Origin of the sequence: Paenibacillus illinoisensis NBRC 15959 (assembly GCF_004000925.1) — a bacterium.
GTDB classification, from domain to species: Bacteria; Bacillota; Bacilli; order Paenibacillales; family Paenibacillaceae; genus Paenibacillus; species Paenibacillus illinoisensis.
In genome coordinates, this window is sequence record NZ_BIME01000002.1 from 666,630 (window position 1) to 685,316 (window position 18,687).

An 18,687-nucleotide genomic window follows, 5' to 3' on the forward strand; every position below is an offset into this window, starting at 1 on the left:
TATGCAAAAAAATAAGAAAATGCAATTGGCTCTACAGATGGTTTCGGGATACGGAGGTGAATTCAGCGCCTGGAGAATGCCTGGGACTGACCCAGCAGCTTATACGAATATGGATAGTTATGTAGAACGGGCGAAAATAGCCGAAAAAGGGAAGTTTCAAATGATTTTTATTGCCGATACTCCTTCATTAACTGTGAACTTAGGCCCTCAGACGCCTGCGTTCCCAATGGATCCAACGTTGGCACTAATGGCCGTAGCCCGAGAAACGAAACACATTGGACTTGTTGCTACACTCTCTACGACATTCAACTATCCATACAACATCGCTCGTCAGTTCAAAGCACTGGATGTAATTAGTCAAGGACGTGTAGGGTGGAATGCGGTTACTACATCCGACCCCTCAGCTGCAGCCAATTTTGGTGTAAAAGTTGCCAACCGTAAAGAGCGGTATGACAAAGCACATGAAAGTATTCAAATTGTTCAGGCTTTGTGGGGGAGTTGGGAGTCCGATGCTTGGACACTTGATGTAGAAGGCGGACAATTCGCTGATATGGACAAAATCAAGCCAATAAACCTTCAAGGTCAATATTATGCATCTCGTGGTCCTTTGCCAATACCTCCTTCTGAACAAGGCCAACCTGTTATTTTTCAGGCGGGAGGAGGGGATGAGGGATTAGAATTAGCTGGGAGATATGCTTCAGGAGTGTACGCGAATCCATATGATATCGAATCTGCTCGTGAACAAAGACTAGCGATTCGGCAAAGTGCCGCTCGTTTTGGCCGGAAACCTGATGATATCAAAATGTTTGCTGGTTTTATGTTTTCGCTGGCATCTACCGAAGAAGAAGCTTTGAACCGTCGAAAACAGCTTATGAGCTTTAATCCTCAGGAAATTCCTAGTCGGGTAAGTTATCTCGGTTCAATGATCAGTTTACCTTTGTCGGTAAACTCGATAGATATTGATAAACCACTACCTCCTGGCTTGTTGAAAAATGCATATGCTCAGCCAATGGACCCACGTTCACCAAAAGCCTTGAAATTACTACAGCGAGGGTTATCTGTTCGCGATGTTCTTGCTCATGGTGTCATTAATTATCATCCCGTCGTTGCAGGAACACCCACACCAGGTTGCTGATTTTTTGGAAGAATGGTTTTTGGCTGAAGCGTGTGACGGTTTCTCGATCGTCCCCGATATAGCTTTTGATGGTGTTGCGGATTTTGTAGAGCAGGTTGTACCTATCTTACAGGAACGTGGTTTGTTTCACACCGAATACGAAGGGAATACCCTTCGAGAGAATATGGGCGTTCCGTACGAATATGGGATACGGGAATTGGAATAAACAAATAAAGGAGAGAATTTAATGAATCACACACTTGAGTTGCTTCATAATCATACATCATTTCGTTCGTACACATCGCAACCCCTGGCTAAGGAACAAGTTGATGAGATCTTTAAGGCCGCCAGTCAAACTTCATCGTTCAGTCTTCTGCAGGCCGTGACCATTATTCGTATCACTGATCCGGCTCTACGAAAAAAGGTGAGAAAACTTTGTGTTGACCAACCTTATATTGAAGAAGCGGCAGAGTTTTGGATTTTCTGTGCCGATTTTAACCGAAACCATCAAATTGCTCCGGATGTAGATATCGAATATATTGAATTCCTGTTGATTGGTTCATTCGATGCCGGGCTCATGGCACAAAATGCATTAACTGCAGCTGAATCTATGGGACTAGGCGGTGTTTTCATTGGCGCGGTTAGAGCTAATATTGAAGAATTAACAGAGTTGTTGGGCTTACCAGAGTATGTGATTCCCTTGGTAGGATTATGCATAGGTACCCCCGCGGGGAATAAACCTGAACTGAAACCTCGTCTGCCTCAATCTATGATTTTAGTTGAAAATCAGTATCGGGCACTCGATCAAGATAAATTGGCTATTTATGACGAAACCATGTTGAAATACTATGAGAATCGTCCGGTAAGAGCTCCTTTCACAGTGAAAAAAGTAACAGGATGGAGTGATCACATTCAGGATCATCTACAAAGAAGTATCCTACCTCAAATGATGAACTATTTGAACAAACAAGGATTCGCCAAAAAGTAACATCGCACACCTTATCGCTGACCAGTTATGAATCAGCTATAAAGCAAACTAATATTCATATTTACTTGTCTGCTAACTAAACGCCGCATAACCCCCATATATCAAACCATTCAAATGAAGAACTATGTTATTAGTTGAAATGACTCACAAAATAGAATATCAAAAAGGAGCGAAAAAAATGAGATTCGGAATAATCGGGGCTGGCCCCATTGCTTTATCTATTTCAAAAAAGTTGGTAAATAATAACCATGATGTGAAAATTGCAGATGCTCGTGATATAGAACGATTGAAAGGGAAACCGATTAACGCAACACCTGTAATGGTAGAGAATGTTATTTCCAATATTGATGTTCTCATCATATCTATTCCTCTTCATGCACTACCTCATATTCGCAGTGTAGTTGAAAAAGCGGCGGATGAAGTTATTGTCGTCGATACTTCTAATTATTATCCTCAAATGGGAGTGAAAATTGATGAGATCGAGAACGGGATGGTTGAAAGTGTCTGGGTTACAAAACAATTAGGCAGATCAATTATCAAAGCTTTTAACAATTTGTTAGCCTATACTTTAGAACATGAGGGTACACCGGAAGGCAGCAGTCGTCGCATTGCGGCAGCTATTGCCGGTGATGACTTGCAGCAAAAGCAAACAATTATGAGCATAGTCAGCGAATTAGGTTTCGATTCGGTCGATAGCGGGAATTTAAATGATTCATGGAGACAGCAGCCAGGAACACCAGCATATTGCACAGAACTAACCAAAGAGGAATTAACTGAAGCACTTCAAAAGGCAAATAAAGAACAAGCCCCATTTCTGCGGGACAAAGTTATGGAGAAGTTGATCACGGCTTCTGGTGGATATTCACATAAAGAAATCGTCAACCTAAATAGAGAAATGTATAATTCCTAAATCAATAACTCTGATACTAATTTAGAAGAAGCGGCAGATGAAAGACACGCAATAATGTCTATCTGTCGTTTATTTAAAATTTTGGGCACATACAGTACAATTCTCAGCAGAAAAATTTGCTAAAAATGATGTCCTTAGCACCAGGGTAGTTTAACTCTAAAGTACATTGACTCCTAAAATAACGTCGTGATACATTTAGTTTACTAAATATTAATTAGCATCAAGGGAGGGATACTACATGACAGATGCAGTAGACTGTGACATTCGCCAGTCTTTAGATCGGATTTCCTCCCAAATGCGTCGAAATTATAGTGAATCATTGAGGGAACTTAATCTTTATGTAGGGCAAGATAATTTGCTGTATCGTCTGTGGATGGGTGACGGAGTAACACAGATGCAGCTATGTGAACACTTAAAATGCGAGCCTCCAACAGTAACAAACATGGTTAAATCACTGGAGCATAACGGATTTATATATCGTAAACGTGATGTACAAGATGCGCGAGTCATGCGTATTTATCTGACAGAAAAAGGAAAAGAGTTAGAAAAACCAGTTGATAAAAAGTGGAGGGAGCAACAAGAAAAATTGCTTTACTCCATACCTGAGGAAGAACGTCTGATATTAAGAAATCTAATGCAACAAATGGAGAGGAATATATCAGGTATCAACCATTGTTAAGTTATACGAGATTTTTGTCGCGAGACAAGAACATTGTTCATTCCAAGTCGCTATGATAGCGGCTTTTTTTGTTTTAAGGAACCAAGTTCTTGTCCCTAGCTGGGGACAAGAACCGTGTACTATTTTGCCGAAATGAGCAAGAACTTGGTTTTATACGGATTAGATAATTACCTAATTAGTGTCACGCTGGATATCATTTAACTAGATAAAAGTACATGAATATAAGACTTCGCTTGAATAAAGATTTTTTTTATTCCAGAAATAAGGTTTTTTCGACATATAGCTATAGGGTTGAATATGCCTATTAGAGCATGCTGATGGGTTATTTCGGGGAACCGATGCGCCTCGGTTATACTTGGAGACGCCACAAGGAATTTGTCGAAGAATTGTTTTTGATTGACAAAGAATTACAAGTTACTTTGTGCGTGCATCATCTTCTTCCAAATGGATTTTACGCAGAAGTCTTCCTTGTAAAATCATCACTGCTCCCTGTTTTGTAACCATTTAACCGTTCCAAAGAGACCTAGGAGTCCGACTAAGAAAACAAGTAAATAACTGGTACCCAACAAGGGAAATAAAGATACTCCGCTTTCCTGCAAATGCAAAGCAGGTACAGACCATGGCAGATAAGCTCCAAGGGCGGTTGGGCCGAACACTAATGCCAACATTAAAGTTGTAAATGCAAAGCCGATCGGTACCAGATAACCGCGTGATATACAAGCCAATAGGGCAAGAGGAGCACTTAATAATAGGTGGAGAGCACCAATTATAAGTATTAAGAACAAATAATGTTGAACAATTGCAAACGAAAAGCCAGGAAGTCTGATTGCAAAACCAAGTATTAAGGCATAAGCAAAGCTGATCAACATCATTACTAAACACCAGAATATAATTGCGACATATTTGGCAATCGCGATTTTACCACGTGATACAGGCAAAACGAGCAAATCTTTGAGCGTTCGATCGGAATACTCTCGGCCAAATGTCCAACTTGTTACCAATCCAAACCCCAGCAGCCCAAACACAGATGCATACAAAAATGCAGTCCGTTCAAAAAATGAACGCCAATTGGGCTGTCCTAAGAACAATGTGGTGACAAACAATATAAACAGAAGCGTGCCCCATAAAACATAGGAACGACGCAATTTGTAAACTTCAACACTACAGGCTGTCAACAATGGTCTCAATCCGTTTTTCCTCCTCGGCTCCGATTACATTGAGAAAATAATGCTCCAAATTCTCTTCTTCAATGTTAAGCATGGTAAGCGGTACTTCATGATGAGCAAGCAATCTCGCAATATGTTCGGGATGTTTAACGGCATGATCGTCTGGTAGCGCAAAGCCGTTCGAAGTCGAATGTACCGCATACCCGGACTCTGTAAGAATAGCTTGAGCCTTTCGATCATCTTTTGTCCCGATTATCAACTGCTTTCGGCGGATAGTTTCAAAGTCTTTTGTTGTCAGTTCTTCAAGCAATACGCCTTTGTGAATAATGCCGATTCGAGAAGCCATTTTGGATATTTCCTCAAGGATATGGCTCGATATAAACACGGTAACCCCTTGTTGAGAAGCTAGAGCTTTCAGCAGCTCCCTTATCTCGACAATTCCGGCTGGATCAAGCGCATTGGTTGGCTCATCAAGAATCAGGACGTCAGGCTTATGAATTAACGCTTTGGCCAATCCAAGTTTCTGCGCGTTACCAAGTGACAAATCTCTTGCCTTACTATCCGTATATTGGGTCAAATTCAATTGCTCCATAATTTCGTTAACTGCCCTCGGAACCGATAATCCTCGCAATTTGGCCATTAAACTCAAGTTTTCCCTAACCGTAAAGGTAGGGTAGGCATAAGGAACTTCCACCATATAACCTACTCGTCTTGACAAATCAGGATTCCCATTCGCCCAGCGCTGACCAAACAAATACACTTCTCCGGAAGAAGGCTTACTCATTCCGAGAAGAGCTCGGATGGTTGTCGTTTTCCCTGCACCGTTCAACCCCAGGAATCCATAGATTTCTCCTTTCTTAACGGAAATCGAAACGCGATCTACAATGACTTTATTCCCGTACTGCTTGGTCAAGTTAACGGTTCGAATAATATCTTCCATAGTAACAGTCCTTCCATAACCTAAATTAAAAGAATAAAAGAGCCGATAGCCATATGAGATGTTGAAAAGAATTCCACTGGCCTTGACCAAATCAATTTGCGCGATAAATGGAATTCAAGTAATTCGAAATCGATGCGGTATCATGAATGTAGGCCCGCAGTGCGATGTAACCGTCAGGACGAATCAATACGAGTTCATTACTTTTTATATCGTAAATCCGATAGGCATTCCCTCCGGTATCCGTTATACCTTCCACTTTTTCCACATGCGATGGAAGGATGCAATGCACATGGAGTTCGTCGTAGGCGAAGTTTTTCAAAGAAAGATGATCTGTGCGGTTTACAAAAGCCAACAGAGTCCAGTGTGGGCCGCGCAATAAGTCAAATACACTTCCTGTAAATCCTATACCTTGCAGACCCTCGGCATTAGGAGCACGGTCCCCGGCCAATGAACGGGTAACATTCCTGCGAGCAGACGGGCGGGTAAGAGAACTTGACCGATAGGAAATGAGAAGCCCACTTGTCAGATCGTCGGATATGGTGCTCAACGATTGGGACAACCCTCCGCCTTCAGTCGCCGTTCCTATGACCCCTTGCATCTTCTTCGTGCTGTCCTCAAGCACGGCTTGAGCCACTGGGCGGCGCTCCTCATCGTATGTGTCGAGCAGTTCGGTGTCTGCTCCGCGTAAGACAGCCGCCAGCTTCCAGCCGAGGTTGTACGCGTCTTGCATCCCCGTATTCATGCCTTGACCGCCGGCCGGCGAATGAACGTGAGCAGCATCGCCTGCAAGGAAGACCCGGCCGTTACGGTAACATTCAACCATACGGACATTGACCCGGTAGATGGAAAGCCAGGAAGCATCCGTGAGCTGAACAAGTCCTGTCCCGGCCCGACGCTCAAACATGGCTTGATACGCCTCGAGTGACGGCTGCTCTGGTTCTTCGATGTCTGCCGGAATTGTAGCCTGCAGCTGCCAAATATCGGATTTCGGCAGTGGTGTCACCCCGACCATCCCCTCCGAAGATGTCCAGATATGAATATGATCGCGGTCCAACCCTTCCAATCGTACATCGCCAAGATACCATCGCTCCTGATCGTGTGTTTTCCCAACCAGCGGTAAGTGAATAAACTTGCGGATATTGCTTTTCCCCCCGTCAGCGCCGACGACATAACGAGCGCGAATTTGCTCTTCTCCTTGCGGTGTATTCAAGGTTACCGTCACACCATCCAAATCCTGTTCAAGCCCTACAGCTTCCACGCCCAACTCGACTTGACCGCCAAGCGCCGCATAGCGGTCGCGCAATGCTTTTTCCACATCATACTGAGCAATCCAGACCGGATCACGATAGGGTGTCTCCAGTTCGGCGCTGGCTGCAACGGTAATAGCAGGCTTGTCGACACTCCTGCCATCTGCGGTATAGTAACGAACAGGCAAATCCACAACACCTGTGTCCATAATGTAATTAACGGCCTCCAAATCATCAACAACCTCAAGCGAGCGGGGCTGGATTGCTTTGGCGCGAGACGCTACGTTATATAAGGCGCTTCGTTCAATAATACGATGGTCGACGTTTCGACGGGCAAGGTCGCAGGCAAGTGTAAGCCCTGTTGGGCCGGCCCCGACAATGAGAACATCAACATAAGACTGCGCGGTTTTCATGGATAAATTCCTCCTTGATCATTGATATTCATATGTTGCATTGATTATACTACACCGTGCAGTGTAGTTTGTAAAGTGGAACTCATTTTTGATAGTATACCTATAGGGGGGAAACATAAGGATGGATAATACGGAAAACAAAAAAATCCGCAAAGGCTCTTCAGACAAACGAGCCAAAATTATTGCGGCAGCACGAGACCTGTTTCTTTCAGATGGGTTTGATCGTTCCAGCGTCGATGCAATTGCAGCTAAAGCGGGAGTTTCCAAACGGACCGTTTATGATTATTATGGCGACAAACAGAACTTGCTGCTTGCTGTTGTGGAAGAAACCAGTGAGGCGGTTCTGGACATGATCAAGCAAGGGATATCAGACTACCTCTGGGAATTTGAGGATCTAGAGCAGGCGCTTATCTTATTCTGCGAACAATTCGTAGCTTCTGCGAACGGTTCGTCCGATTACAGCGCTTTGATGCGTCTGGTTACTATGGAAGCCGCCAACCTGCCAGGCTCGTTTTTGGAAAAGCTGGATAACGCAACGGAAGAGGGGATTATCAGGAGGTTTACCGAGTTTGGACAAGCCGGACTGCTCGCTGTGCCAGATCCTGTAATGGCTACAAAGCACTTTGCTGCCTTAACGTTTTTGTTGGTATTTGATCAACCGATAAAAGCAAGCGATTTGGAGGAGGAGCAAACCAAACGTATCATCACAGAAGGCGTACGCGTCTTTCTTTGCGCTTATGGAAAATAGCAGGGAAGAGAAGTGAGGAGATCAGTGTTCCTCTCTTAAAGAAAATCATTGAGATGAGATATCAATCGTTCCCAAAAATAGCTCACAAGTATAGTTATCAATAAGCAAATAAATTACATCGACTGAAATCTCAAAAAAATAGTTGATTCATATGAAAACATATCGAATTTTTTAAAACCGTTAAGTTTAATATTAACGGTTTTTTGTTGTAATATCGTCGTGGTATTGAAAAATCTCCATTGAAGAATATACAGCGGATATCGAGAGACTAGAACATGGTCCCATTGCCAGTTAGGCGTATATCTAATCGTATCTTGCCCTTCAATTCATTCAACTAACAGGAGAACTTTACTTCAATGTCGTATAGGAGCCGGTCGATCATAAGAACCGCCTATTTTTTAGAACTTAAGAATAGGATGAGTAAATAAGTTCGTCATATGATTTAGTTTAAGTTGACTAGGAAAGGAGTTTCACAAGTTGCCTACTTTAAAAGAATTCGACTTAGATATTCCTTACCATTGCTTCTCTTTACGAACGTTATTTTGGAAAATATAAAACGAATGATGCATGGAAGGTCTTAATTAGTTGTGTATCTGAAGTTACTGATCCTAGAGTAGTTACCTCTGGAGGAGTTTGCGAAACGCAAATACAATTTCCTGTTGATTCATTCTTCTTGATGAATGATCAACAAAAGAAACAAGTGACATTTGATTTGTTAAGAAAAGGGCTTGATAAGGTCATTCCTGAAAAGGGATGGGATTCAGATTCTTTCGAGCAGGCGTTCTTAAAGGTAATTGAAGGAGATATGAGAAACGAATGGTTTTGGAGAAAACTAATTTCAAGTCCTGACAGAAGATTAAAAGCAGGTTTATATATTGTGCATGAAGTAACTTTTGTAATTGGATACTTAATTGTCATTGATAAATCAGATCAAGAAGTTCTTCGTATAGAGGCATTTTGGGATCGTCCAAACGAATGGGCTTATGCTCAACATCTCGGAAAAATACAATGGCTCTCTTAGAATGAAGTTTCTCTTTTCAATAAAGACAATAAGTTGGTCCGTCAAATATCGCTAATGAACAGATGATAAGACTACCCTGCCGCTGCCGTCATTATACCAACGAGAAACGTTAATTCAACAAGATATTACGGTAGCCGATTTTCATAATCAGCTGCCGCTTTCTCTTGAGACGAAGGATAATTTACATCTGTCAGATAACTAGGACTCATGCAACTGCCCTGTCTCCTTGTGCCGCCAATGTATGAATACCAATGACAATGCAATTAACGTGAGGATCATTCCAAGTATTCGAAATCCTTCGAAGCTGAAGTTATCTCCCATTACAATGCTAATCAGCAAAGAAGAGAGAATGGTTCCCAGGTATCTTGAAGTATTGAATATTCCAGATGCTACACCAATAATTTCTTTTGGTGAACTTTTGAATAAGGCCGCTTGCATAGCGACACTGTTCAACCCGTTGCTAATACCGAATGCAGCTAAAGCAAGACACACACTGATAACCGGTGAAGTCTGATCCAGTGTCACGATCAACACGGACCCCAATGTCATCAGCATTCCGGACATAAGCAATGCTGGCCCGGGTCCTGATTTATCGATCCAGCGTCCTGCTATTGGAGAAGCAATGAGCGAACACAAGCCTAAGCTTAGCATGAGCATCCCTGTATGAAACTCGCTGACTTGACGTACGATTTGCAAGTAGGACGGAAGCCCAAAAAAGAGAGAGTAAAAAAGCAAGTTAACGACCATGAATTCGACGTTGATCCAAGTCATTGCAGGATATTTAGCGAATGTGCGTAAAGGAATAAAGGGTGCCTTCGCTTTTAACTCATGTCGCACGAAAGCTCCCAGTCCAACGAAGCCAATAAGCCCGACAATAACGTTGTTAAATGAAATCTGACCAGATGATTTTGCGGACAATAATCCAACGAGCAGAGCAACGAGACCCACGGTGAATAGCAGAACTCCTGATGCATCAATCAAATCAAACCATTTGCGAAAGGACATGTTGCGAGCAACGGATGTGGTAGACGGATCATCCTCAGGAATATGCCTCCAAGCTAATAAAAAGCTTGTTACCACGAAAGGAATATTAACCAAAAAGATAGCAGGCCAGCCCCACCAGTGAATGATGACCCCGCCAATAAAGGGGCCAATCGCTGCCGCTCCGGACAGAAATATGGACAACACTGACAGTGCAGTTGCTTGTTTCTCCGTAATATGAATTCGCACAATGGCCATTCCAACCGCAACCATCATGCTTGTTCCGATGGATTGCACAATGCGGAACACGATGAGCCATCCAAAGTTTGGGGATAGTGGAGCTAATAATGATGCAGTGAAGGATACAACAAGTCCGCTAAGAAATATCCTCCTCCTACCGAATAAATCGCTGGCTTTTCCCATGATCGGTTGAGCGATAGCACTCGCAATGTAGAACGAAAAAATAATCCAGGATACCACTGTAAAGTCGAGATGGAACACATTTTGCAGCCTTGGAATAGCAACTGAAACCATTGAAGAATTCAAAGGGTTCAATAGAATCCCTAGTCCAACGGAAATCATCAACCACCTACTGCGAATACTCATTTCAATCCTCCACTCTGTATATTAGTGTCATCATCGTACTTGAAAACATTTATTTATTCCAATGCATTTCATGTTATGATTTCATTGACTCAAAGGAATGAGTGGAGGGTGTAAAATGGAACTTCTTCAACTGAAATATTTTCTCGAGGTAGCTCGTTTGGAACATATGACCGAAGCAGCACGAAGTCTGCATGTCACTCAATCATCACTAAGCAAAACGATTGGGCGCTTGGAGGAGGATTTGGGAGTCCCGTTATTCGATCGAGTAGGGAGGAAACTGCGATTGAATGAGTTTGGTAGCAGATTCTATCTCCGTGCAGAAAGGGCATTGTTTGAATTGGAACAGGGGGAGCAGGAGATTAGCGATTTGTCCAGCCCAGAACATGGCACACTCGAATTGGCGGTGACCACCGCAAGCACATTGCCTCAGATCCTTCGAGAGTTTCGGAACAAGCGACCCGATATCCAATTTCATGTGCAAATGCTCACCACGCAGGAAATGGTTACGCTTCTTCATAGAGGAGAGGTTGATTTTTGCTTGTCCTCACCTCCTATACGAGGGGAAGACATCGAATGTCAAATCATGTTTGTCGACCCGATTCTTGTAGCTGTTCCCAAAGGGCATCGGCTTGCTGACCGAAACAACATATCTTTGACTGAGCTAAGGGATGAATGTTTTGTTGGTGTAAAAAGAGGCTACGGTACTCGCGATCTGGTGGATTCTATATGCAAATCGGCTGGATTTATACCTACATATGTGTATGAAGGTGATGAACCTGCAAGGCTAAGTTCTCTAGTGGAAGCTGGGATTGGCATAGCCTTTATACCAAGTACGGCAAGGTATTCTGAGGCACATATCAAATATCTCAAAGTAGAAAATCATGAATTGGTACGGGAGATCGCTTTGTTATGGCAGAGGAGTCGGTACATTTCACGAGCGGCTCACGAATTCCGTGAGGTAGTTATAGAATATTTCAGGACGATATCCAAACAGACAATTTAATTATCCGACATCTAATACCATCCGTTTATTCCGCGAGGTAGAAAAGAAAAATGTTGAGGGACAAGGATATGGTCCCATTGAAGTCGCTATTTAGCGGCTTTTTTTATTGTATCGGTACAAGTTCTTGTCCCAAGATCACTACATGCATGCATTCATTCATTGCTGATCCTTTTCCTTCCTTTTTTTCTTGAAGTCCAAGCTCATTTGACACATACTTAAATTTATTTACTCCAACATTACGGCTTGGCGGGAAAAATTCCTTGGTCTTACAGGGGGTGGAAGGTTGTGAGCACAAAAATCACCAGATGGACGCTGCGATCCAAATTCATCGTGATCTTGCTGTTCTTCGGTGTGTTTCCCATGATTGTTATCGGCTGGGCTGGATATGACGCCTCCAGACGTACAATCATTCACCAAGCTATGGAAATCCAGTCTCGTTTACTCGAACAGACAGTTGCCTCGGTAGACAGTGAGCTGTCCATGTACCAAATGCTCGCTGGATCGTTTGGGCAGGAGGAAAGCGTCCGCCAGATGCTTGATCCGGAATCTTCACCAGACGATCTGAGGCGGTACATCAAGGAATGGGATATGTTCAATCAATTGATGAGCAAACTGGTCTTTTCCAAATTCGACAAAACGCCCTCCATCATCATTTACGGCTATAACCGTAAAGTGTTCACGAGTTGGGGTGCTGACGGCAGTAGGCTAGCCGATTATCTGGACAGCAAGGCGGAGTTCAAAAAAGTGCTGAAAGCCGGAAGCGGCGGACGGTTCGTATGGGTAGCTCCACATCTGGCGTTCGATCCGTCAAGCGCGCCAGAGCCTATGCTCACTTATGAGGCCGGATATACGGATGCAGAATCCGGTGCAGAGTGGGGGAAAATACTGATTTCGAGTTCGGTGGCGGCCCTGGTAGACGATCTGGCTTCAAATAACCAGTTTATCATCGCGAAACCGGATGGTTCGCGGGTGTATTCTGACTCGGATGCAACCGTGCCCGATGCAATCCTCCAAGAAGCTGTCGCAGCAGATTACGATAAAGTCGCCACCGTATTGAATCAGGGGGAAAGCATGAACAATTCTCTCTATATATCTGCCAAACTCCTGAATGATTGGGTCGTCGTCAAGGAAATTCCCTACCAGAATTTACTGTCCGAGCTGGCACAAATCCGCAACATCCTGCTGGTGGTCATCGGACTCTGCGCATTACTATCCATCCTACTTGGACACTTGTTCACCGGTAGAATCCTGCGGCCGATTAAGCAGATGGTCCGCGTCATGAGAAGGATCGGGTCCGGGGAATGGACGCATCTTCCGCTTATTCGCACCGACCCTGAGCTTGACCTGCTCCAGCGTTCATTCCTGAGCATGACCTCCGATTTGAAGGAATTGCATGAGCGCATGGAAATGGAGCAGCGACAGAAGCTAGAACTAGAGTTACAAACGCTGCTATCACAAATTCAGCCCCATATGATTAAGAATACCCTGGCGGTGATCAGTGGGTTGGCGTTACACGGACAGATGGAGCAGATCCGTGAGGTCGTCCATGCTCTGGGATACTTTCTATCATCAAAAATATATCCAGAGAACCCCCTCGTGACTGTTGAAGAGGATCTGGATGCACTGCAGCATTATCTGACCATTATGCGGATTCGCTACCCGGACCGCATTCATGTCCTGATTGATGTACCAGACGCACTGCTTGGGCAGTATATCCCCCGCTTTACTTTGCAGCCGCTGGTGGAAAACAGTATCTATCATGGTATGTACGGTGAGGCAGCCATTCATATCTGGATTCAGGCTTATGATATATCCGACACCTTCACCATCACCGTTTCCGACAACGGGGCCGGTACAGCCAGTCGTCCACTCGAATCGACCTTAGAAGTGGAGGATATAGAGCAGATGCAAACATATTCTGGCATTGGGTTGTCCAATATTCAGCAACGCATTGCCCTGTATTTCGGTGGAGCAGGAACCTTGCAATTCGAAAGCTCTCCAGGATCCGGCGCCCAGGTGGAGATAACGATACCGAAGCGACAATAAGATAAAAAATGCTGTGTTCATAAGGAGGCGACAACATGTCCATTCGAACGATGCTGGTCGAAGATGAGTGGCTAATTAGAGAGGCGTTGCTTAGAACAGTACCCTGGGAGCAATATGGCTTTGAAATTGCGGGCCAGGCGGGCAATGGAAAAGATGCGCTCGAAATGTTCATTCGGCTGCAGCCGGATGTTGTCATTACGGATATCCGCATGCCGGGAATGGACGGGCTAGAACTGATCGCCAGTATCCGCAAGATATCACCGACAGTGCTAATTTGTATACTAAGCAGCCATACCGATTTCGAGCTCGCTAGGCAGGGTATACGCTACGGGGTGTTCGAATATCTGGACAAGCTGAATCTATCATCCGGCGAGATCGAACACTGTCTGGAGCGGCTGTATGATACCTTTTACGGGCAGCTTTCCGAGCAACGTGGCGGTTCCGGACTACTGGAAGCACCACAGCCTGAAGTCCGTATACTTGAGCTGCAGTCTCCATCCGCATGGCTGAAACAGTTCAGGCCAAGTGCGCGGGATTGCGCTGGCTGGAGATGGATTATTATGCTGATGGACCGAGAAATATGGGGGCAGACGGATATTTATGCTTGGTTGGAGGGGTTTCCCTATCCGGGCGTCATTGCGGAGAGGCGATTGTTCGTTGACACGGAGCAGCGGCTGCATCTTATTCTAGAGGACGAGACAGAAGTGCCGCGCCTGCTGCTGGAGCGCTATGAAGATACGGGTATACTGATCAGCTCCAGAGTGGCCGGACCGAGCGAGTGGGAGAAGGCTTACCGCGAAGCCGAGGAATTGCAGGCGGACTTATTCTATACGGGCTGGAACCATATGGTGGAGTATGGAAACAAGCGTATTTATCAAATCTCCGTCCCGGTACTTAAGGCTGAACAGGAGGAGAATCTGATTGCCTTGCTGGCGGGCGGCAATGCGAATGCCATCATGGATTGTTTAGATCAGCTGATGCAGGACGCCGAGCGGCGCAGCGTTCATCCGAAGCGGCTGGTTCAGGCGCTAACGATGCTGCTCACGCGGAATATTCCCGGCAGATATTTTCAAAGTGAGCATATTGCAGCTTGGGGGGAAGCCATCAGTCTTGCCCATTCCTGTACGACCGCCAGACAATTCATGGAGCGTATGTCAACTGCTTTAAGGACCGTGATGCAGGACAATGAACGTTCGGTGACCATAGATGTGGAATCGGCGATCCGCTATGTGCAGGAGCATTATGCAGAGAAGCTAACACTTGGCCGCTTGGCCGGTGCTGCTCATCTGAATCCAAATTATTTCTCCACGCTGTTTAAGGAACAGACTGGAGAGACGCCAATGTCCTTCGTGGCCAGCCTTCGGGTGGAAAAGGCTAAAGAGCTGCTCAGGCGCAGGGAGGGAAGCATACAGGAGATTGCAGAGCAGGTAGGTCTGCATAATCTCAGTCATTTCTCACGGGTATTCAAAAAAATGACAGGAAAAACGCCCTCAGAATACCGCGGGTATCTGTAAAACAGAATACATAACTGAATATTCGACTAGCCAAGGGGATACACCCCTTTTTTTTATGCCTGTATGTTATGTATATGAAGTGTTTAATAACATAAATGTTACGGGAAGCGCTATCACAAATGTGAATAACTCAACAATTGTACTGGGTTTTGTGCAAAGACAAAAGCCTAGAACTCTATTATAGTTACATCAAGTAAGAAATGCTCACACATTCAAACGTGGAGGGGAATACATGAGAAATTGGTTAAAACCTTTGATTGGAATTATGGCCAGTGCAGTGCTGCTGGCCGGATGCGGATCAAGCAAAACGGATGACACAGCAGGGAATACATCAGCTTCTGAGCAGGCAGTTGCCATCAAGTTCATGCTATGGAACGACAGCGCCTCAGAGCGGATGTATGATGAACTGGCTCAGGCGTTCGAAGCGAAAAACCCGGGCATCACCATTGATTTTACCAAAAGTGATGCGAATACTTACAGTGAACGTTTAACCGTTACGCTGACAGGCGGTGGTGAGGTTGATGCTTTTGCTTTTAAAAGTCTGGATGAATATTACAAGCTGGCCTCGTCGGGGCGCGCGCTGGCACTCGATGATCTTGCAACTGCTGACAACACAGAGCTTTCGGGTGTTCATTCCTTCTTTAACGATCTGAAAATAAACGATAGCCTATACGGCTTGCCTTTCCGCTCGGACGGCTGGGCGCTCTACTACAATAAAGATCTTTTTGATCAAGCAGGGGTTGCATATCCCGGCGACGATCTGACTTGGGAGCAATACGTTGAACTGGCCAAGCAGATGACGAGCGGAAGCGGGCAAGACAAAATTTACGGCTCCTTCATGCCAGACTGGCCACAGACCTGGTACTCCTATGGGCAGCAGCTCGGCAGCTCGCTCTACAGCGACAACTTAACTCCTTATGTGGAAGGACTTAAGCTGCGCAAAGAGCTGTCGGAAAGCGGAGCACAGCCTTCCGTAGCCGAGAACAAGGCAACCAATGCACATTACAGAACGGCTTTTCTGACTGGGAAATATGCAATGGTTGTTACGGGAACATGGTTCCCTGGCATGCTGGAACAGGATCAGAAGGACAATAAGCTGAGCTTTAACTGGGGGATGACGTATGTTCCTCATCCGCCGGGAGTGCAGAAGGGCACAACAATGACTGCCGTGGTTGTTCATGCCGTGAACTCGGATTCCAAGCATCCCGAGGAAGCCAAGAAGTGGATCAGCTTCATCTCCAGTGAAGAAGGGCAGAAGATCGTGGCCAAATATCAGACACCAGCTTCCGCAGCCGATAGTGTCAAGGATCAGTACAAAGCAACCTTTACCAATGATGCGGTGAACATGGATGCCATCTTCAATATTACATCTGTCCCGGAACGGGAATTGCGCAAGGGAATTACCCAGATGAATACGATCGCCACAGAAGAAGGAGAATTAGCCCTTCTGGGCGAGCTAACACCTGAGGAAGCAATCGAGAACATCAAGAAGAGAAGAGACCAAGAGATTCAATAGATCAAGAGGTGGGAAGTGATGAAATGTCTTCTTTGAATAAAAGCGCACTGGGGGCACAGGGAACCAGCCTGCTGGAAAAAAGCAAAAAACCGTCATTGTGGCAACGGATGATGCATCCGCAAGCGAGAACAGCCTATCTCTTTCTGCTCCCAAATCTGCTAGGGTTCTTGCTATTTATTGCTATTCCGAGTGTGATGGCGTTCGGGCTTGGCTTCACAGAATGGGACGGGTATAATCCGGTGAAATGGAACGGGCTGGATAATTATTTCAGACTTGTGCGGGACGAAAACTTCCGAATTGCTTTACAGAATACGCTGCTCTACACCTTTGGCTCCTGCCTCCTCGTTATCATTGCATCTCTATCACTGGCTTTGCTTGTTAACCGGAAAATGAAAGGGATGTCACTCTACAGAGCGGCATTCTTCTTCCCCCATATTGCATCGTTTATCGCAGTAGCGGTGGTCTGGCAGGCCATTTTCAATCCAACGCTCGGACCGCTGAACATGTTCCTCAGCAAATTTATGGAGCACCCCCCCGGATGGCTGGTCAGCTCGAACTGGGCTTTGCTCAGCATCATCCTTGTCTCCGCCTGGAAGATGGCCGGCTACTATATGCTGCTCTTCCTGGCAGGATTGCAGGGAATTTCCAAAGAGCTGTACGAGGCAGCCAACATTGACGGCGCCAATATCCTACAACGCTTCCGCAATATTACACTGCCTATGTTATCTCCAGTAACGTTCTTTGTCATCATTACCTGCATTATTAATCTGTTCAAGTCATTTGATCTTGTGTATGTCATGACCGGTGGTGGTCCGGGCCGCTCCACGAAGCTGCTCGTCTATGATATCTTCGTTCAATCCTTCCGCAATTCCGCATTTGGTTACGCTTCGGCTGAGGCCATCGTGCTGTTCCTGATCGTTCTGGCGATTACATATGTTCAATTCAAGGGGGAGAAACGATGGGTCAACTACTAGGTCGAGCAGTGCCGAAATCTCTGGCGCATCTGTTCATGCTCTTAATATCCCTGGTCATGATCATACCTTTTCTGTGGATGTTGTCTACCTCCTTTAAGTTGCAGGAGGAAGTGTTCCAGTATCCGATCCAGTGGATTCCGCAGGTATTTCACTTCGAAAATTACGTCGAGGTATGGACCAGTATTCCATTTCCGTTATACTATTTCAACTCTCTGAAGGTCTCTATCCTGGTTACTTTGGGGCAGCTGATCACCTGTTCTCTGGCGGGGTACGCATTTGCCAGATTGGATTTCCCCGGGAAGAACCGATTGTTCATCATGTATTTTGCAGCCTTTATGATCCCTTATCAGGTCATCATGATTCCGCAGTATTTCGTCATTAAGAAGCTAGGCCTTGTCGACAGCCATTGGGCACTAATCCTGCTTGAAATCTTTAGTCCCTATGGCGTGTTCCTAATGCGCCAGTTCTTGTCAGGAATCTCGAAGGAACTCTCTGAAGCGGCGCGGATCGACGGCTGCAACGAATTTGGCATTTTTGCGAGGATCATCATGCCGCTGGCCAAGCCGGCGTTAGCGACACTTGGAATCTTCGCTTTCTCCTGGGTGTGGAATGATTTTCAGGCTCCACTTATTTATCTTACCAGCGACAGCCTTAAGACATTACCGCTCGGCTTGGCCAGTCTGAACGGAGAGTTTACATCGCAGACCCAATTGATTATGGCCGGTACCGTACTGTCACTTATTCCAGTAGTCACTGTATTTCTGTTCTTCCAGAGATACTTTATCACGGGCATTACTGCCGGTTCAGTGAAAGGATGAAAA

The 18,687-nt window shown here is 45.2% G+C and carries 17 protein-coding genes; 13 read left to right on the forward strand and 4 right to left on the reverse strand.

The features are described from left to right. Position 1: 1 nt before the first annotated feature. The 5 genes from PIL01S_RS08290 to PIL01S_RS08305 all read left to right on the forward strand — a co-directional run bounded on the left by PIL01S_RS08290 (position 2) and on the right by PIL01S_RS08305 (position 3,691). Positions 2–1,135: an NtaA/DmoA family FMN-dependent monooxygenase gene (locus tag PIL01S_RS08290; RefSeq protein WP_218029806.1), complete on the forward strand. Its 1,134-nt coding sequence runs from the start codon at positions 2–4 to the stop codon at positions 1,133–1,135. A 4-nt stretch (positions 1,136–1,139) separates the two neighbouring features. Further along, positions 1,140–1,340 carry a hypothetical protein gene (locus tag PIL01S_RS29750; protein WP_218029807.1) on the forward strand — a complete coding sequence of 67 codons (201 nt, stop codon included), beginning with the start codon at positions 1,140–1,142 and terminating at the stop codon, positions 1,338–1,340. A gap of 21 nt (positions 1,341–1,361) precedes the next feature. After that, positions 1,362–2,102 (forward strand): oxygen-insensitive NADPH nitroreductase, encoded by a 741-nt coding sequence (gene nfsA / locus PIL01S_RS08295; RefSeq protein WP_127537106.1) that lies wholly within the window; start codon positions 1,362–1,364, stop codon positions 2,100–2,102. A gap of 178 nt (positions 2,103–2,280) precedes the next feature. Further along, entirely contained in the window at positions 2,281–3,012 is a 732-nt protein-coding gene (locus PIL01S_RS08300) for an NADPH-dependent F420 reductase (protein WP_127537107.1), read from the forward strand. A gap of 238 nt (positions 3,013–3,250) precedes the next feature. Next, the gene (locus tag PIL01S_RS08305) at positions 3,251–3,691 is read left to right on the forward strand and encodes a MarR family winged helix-turn-helix transcriptional regulator (protein WP_127537108.1); all 441 of its coding nucleotides are present in this window, start codon (positions 3,251–3,253) and stop codon (positions 3,689–3,691) included. Positions 3,692–4,170: 479 nt separating this feature from the next. Here PIL01S_RS08305 and PIL01S_RS08310 read toward each other — a convergent pair whose 3' ends face one another. The 3 genes from PIL01S_RS08310 to PIL01S_RS08320 all read right to left on the reverse strand — a co-directional run bounded on the left by PIL01S_RS08310 (position 4,171) and on the right by PIL01S_RS08320 (position 7,457). After that, positions 4,171–4,878: an ABC transporter permease gene (locus tag PIL01S_RS08310; protein WP_127537109.1), complete on the reverse strand. Its 708-nt coding sequence runs from the start codon at positions 4,876–4,878 to the stop codon at positions 4,171–4,173. Beyond that, entirely contained in the window at positions 4,853–5,797 is a 945-nt protein-coding gene (locus tag PIL01S_RS08315) for an ABC transporter ATP-binding protein (RefSeq protein WP_127537110.1), read from the reverse strand. The genes PIL01S_RS08310 and PIL01S_RS08315 overlap by 26 nt, the downstream gene beginning before the upstream one ends. 91 nt (positions 5,798–5,888) lie before the next feature. Then, positions 5,889–7,457, reverse strand: a complete 1,569-nt coding sequence (locus PIL01S_RS08320; RefSeq protein WP_127537111.1) for an FAD-dependent monooxygenase — start codon at positions 7,455–7,457, stop codon at positions 5,889–5,891. A 121-nt stretch (positions 7,458–7,578) separates the two neighbouring features. Between PIL01S_RS08320 and PIL01S_RS08325 the strand changes: the two genes are divergently transcribed. Continuing rightward, the gene (locus PIL01S_RS08325; protein WP_127537112.1) at positions 7,579–8,205 is read left to right on the forward strand and encodes a TetR/AcrR family transcriptional regulator; all 627 of its coding nucleotides are present in this window, start codon (positions 7,579–7,581) and stop codon (positions 8,203–8,205) included. Between the two features lie 676 nt (positions 8,206–8,881). Further along, positions 8,882–9,226, forward strand: coding sequence for a hypothetical protein (locus PIL01S_RS08330; RefSeq protein ID WP_127537113.1), 345 nt, complete (start codon positions 8,882–8,884; stop codon positions 9,224–9,226). Positions 9,227–9,424: 198 nt separating this feature from the next. Here the strand turns inward: PIL01S_RS08330 and PIL01S_RS08335 are convergent, their stop codons facing one another. Continuing rightward, on the reverse strand, positions 9,425–10,813 hold the full coding sequence (locus tag PIL01S_RS08335; protein WP_127537114.1) for an MFS transporter: 1,389 nt from the start codon (positions 10,811–10,813) through the stop codon (positions 9,425–9,427). Positions 10,814–10,928: 115 nt separating this feature from the next. On the opposite strand from PIL01S_RS08335, the gene PIL01S_RS08340 reads away from it, so the two are divergent. The 6 genes from PIL01S_RS08340 to PIL01S_RS08365 all read left to right on the forward strand — a co-directional run bounded on the left by PIL01S_RS08340 (position 10,929) and on the right by PIL01S_RS08365 (position 18,684). Next, on the forward strand, positions 10,929–11,816 hold the full coding sequence (locus PIL01S_RS08340; protein WP_127537115.1) for a LysR family transcriptional regulator: 888 nt from the start codon (positions 10,929–10,931) through the stop codon (positions 11,814–11,816). 285 nt (positions 11,817–12,101) lie between these two features. Further along, entirely contained in the window at positions 12,102–13,862 is a 1,761-nt protein-coding gene (locus PIL01S_RS08345) for a sensor histidine kinase (protein WP_127537116.1), read from the forward strand. 35 nt (positions 13,863–13,897) lie between these two features. Beyond that, positions 13,898–15,376, forward strand: coding sequence for a helix-turn-helix domain-containing protein (locus PIL01S_RS08350; protein WP_127537117.1), 1,479 nt, complete (start codon positions 13,898–13,900; stop codon positions 15,374–15,376). A gap of 232 nt (positions 15,377–15,608) precedes the next feature. Continuing rightward, a complete protein-coding gene (locus PIL01S_RS08355) occupies positions 15,609–16,892 on the forward strand; it encodes an ABC transporter substrate-binding protein (RefSeq protein WP_127537118.1) in 1,284 nt (427 codons plus the stop codon). 23 nt (positions 16,893–16,915) lie between these two features. Then, a complete protein-coding gene (locus PIL01S_RS08360; RefSeq protein WP_246058125.1) occupies positions 16,916–17,866 on the forward strand; it encodes a carbohydrate ABC transporter permease in 951 nt (316 codons plus the stop codon). Continuing rightward, on the forward strand, positions 17,851–18,684 hold the full coding sequence (locus tag PIL01S_RS08365; protein ID WP_127537119.1) for a carbohydrate ABC transporter permease: 834 nt from the start codon (positions 17,851–17,853) through the stop codon (positions 18,682–18,684). The genes PIL01S_RS08360 and PIL01S_RS08365 overlap by 16 nt, the downstream gene beginning before the upstream one ends. Positions 18,685–18,687: the final 3 nt, after the last annotated feature.

Coding starts and splice junctions, on each gene's coding strand:
- PIL01S_RS08365 (WP_127537119.1), top strand. CDS start 17,851: ATGGGTCAACTACTAGGTCGAGCAGTGCCGAAATCTCTGGCGCATCTG.
- PIL01S_RS08350 (WP_127537117.1), top strand. CDS start 13,898: ATGTCCATTCGAACGATGCTGGTCGAAGATGAGTGGCTAATTAGAGAG.
- PIL01S_RS08300 (WP_127537107.1), top strand. CDS start 2,281: ATGAGATTCGGAATAATCGGGGCTGGCCCCATTGCTTTATCTATTTCA.
- PIL01S_RS08290 (WP_218029806.1), top strand. CDS start 2: ATGCAAAAAAATAAGAAAATGCAATTGGCTCTACAGATGGTTTCGGGA.
- PIL01S_RS08330 (WP_127537113.1), top strand. CDS start 8,882: ATGAATGATCAACAAAAGAAACAAGTGACATTTGATTTGTTAAGAAAA.
- nfsA (WP_127537106.1), top strand. CDS start 1,362: ATGAATCACACACTTGAGTTGCTTCATAATCATACATCATTTCGTTCG.
- PIL01S_RS08325 (WP_127537112.1), top strand. CDS start 7,579: ATGGATAATACGGAAAACAAAAAAATCCGCAAAGGCTCTTCAGACAAA.
- PIL01S_RS08335 (WP_127537114.1), bottom strand. CDS start 10,813: ATGAGTATTCGCAGTAGGTGGTTGATGATTTCCGTTGGACTAGGGATT.
- PIL01S_RS08360 (WP_246058125.1), top strand. CDS start 16,916: ATGTCTTCTTTGAATAAAAGCGCACTGGGGGCACAGGGAACCAGCCTG.
- PIL01S_RS08355 (WP_127537118.1), top strand. CDS start 15,609: ATGAGAAATTGGTTAAAACCTTTGATTGGAATTATGGCCAGTGCAGTG.
- PIL01S_RS08305 (WP_127537108.1), top strand. CDS start 3,251: ATGACAGATGCAGTAGACTGTGACATTCGCCAGTCTTTAGATCGGATT.
- PIL01S_RS08320 (WP_127537111.1), bottom strand. CDS start 7,457: ATGAAAACCGCGCAGTCTTATGTTGATGTTCTCATTGTCGGGGCCGGC.
- PIL01S_RS08340 (WP_127537115.1), top strand. CDS start 10,929: ATGGAACTTCTTCAACTGAAATATTTTCTCGAGGTAGCTCGTTTGGAA.
- PIL01S_RS08315 (WP_127537110.1), bottom strand. CDS start 5,797: ATGGAAGATATTATTCGAACCGTTAACTTGACCAAGCAGTACGGGAAT.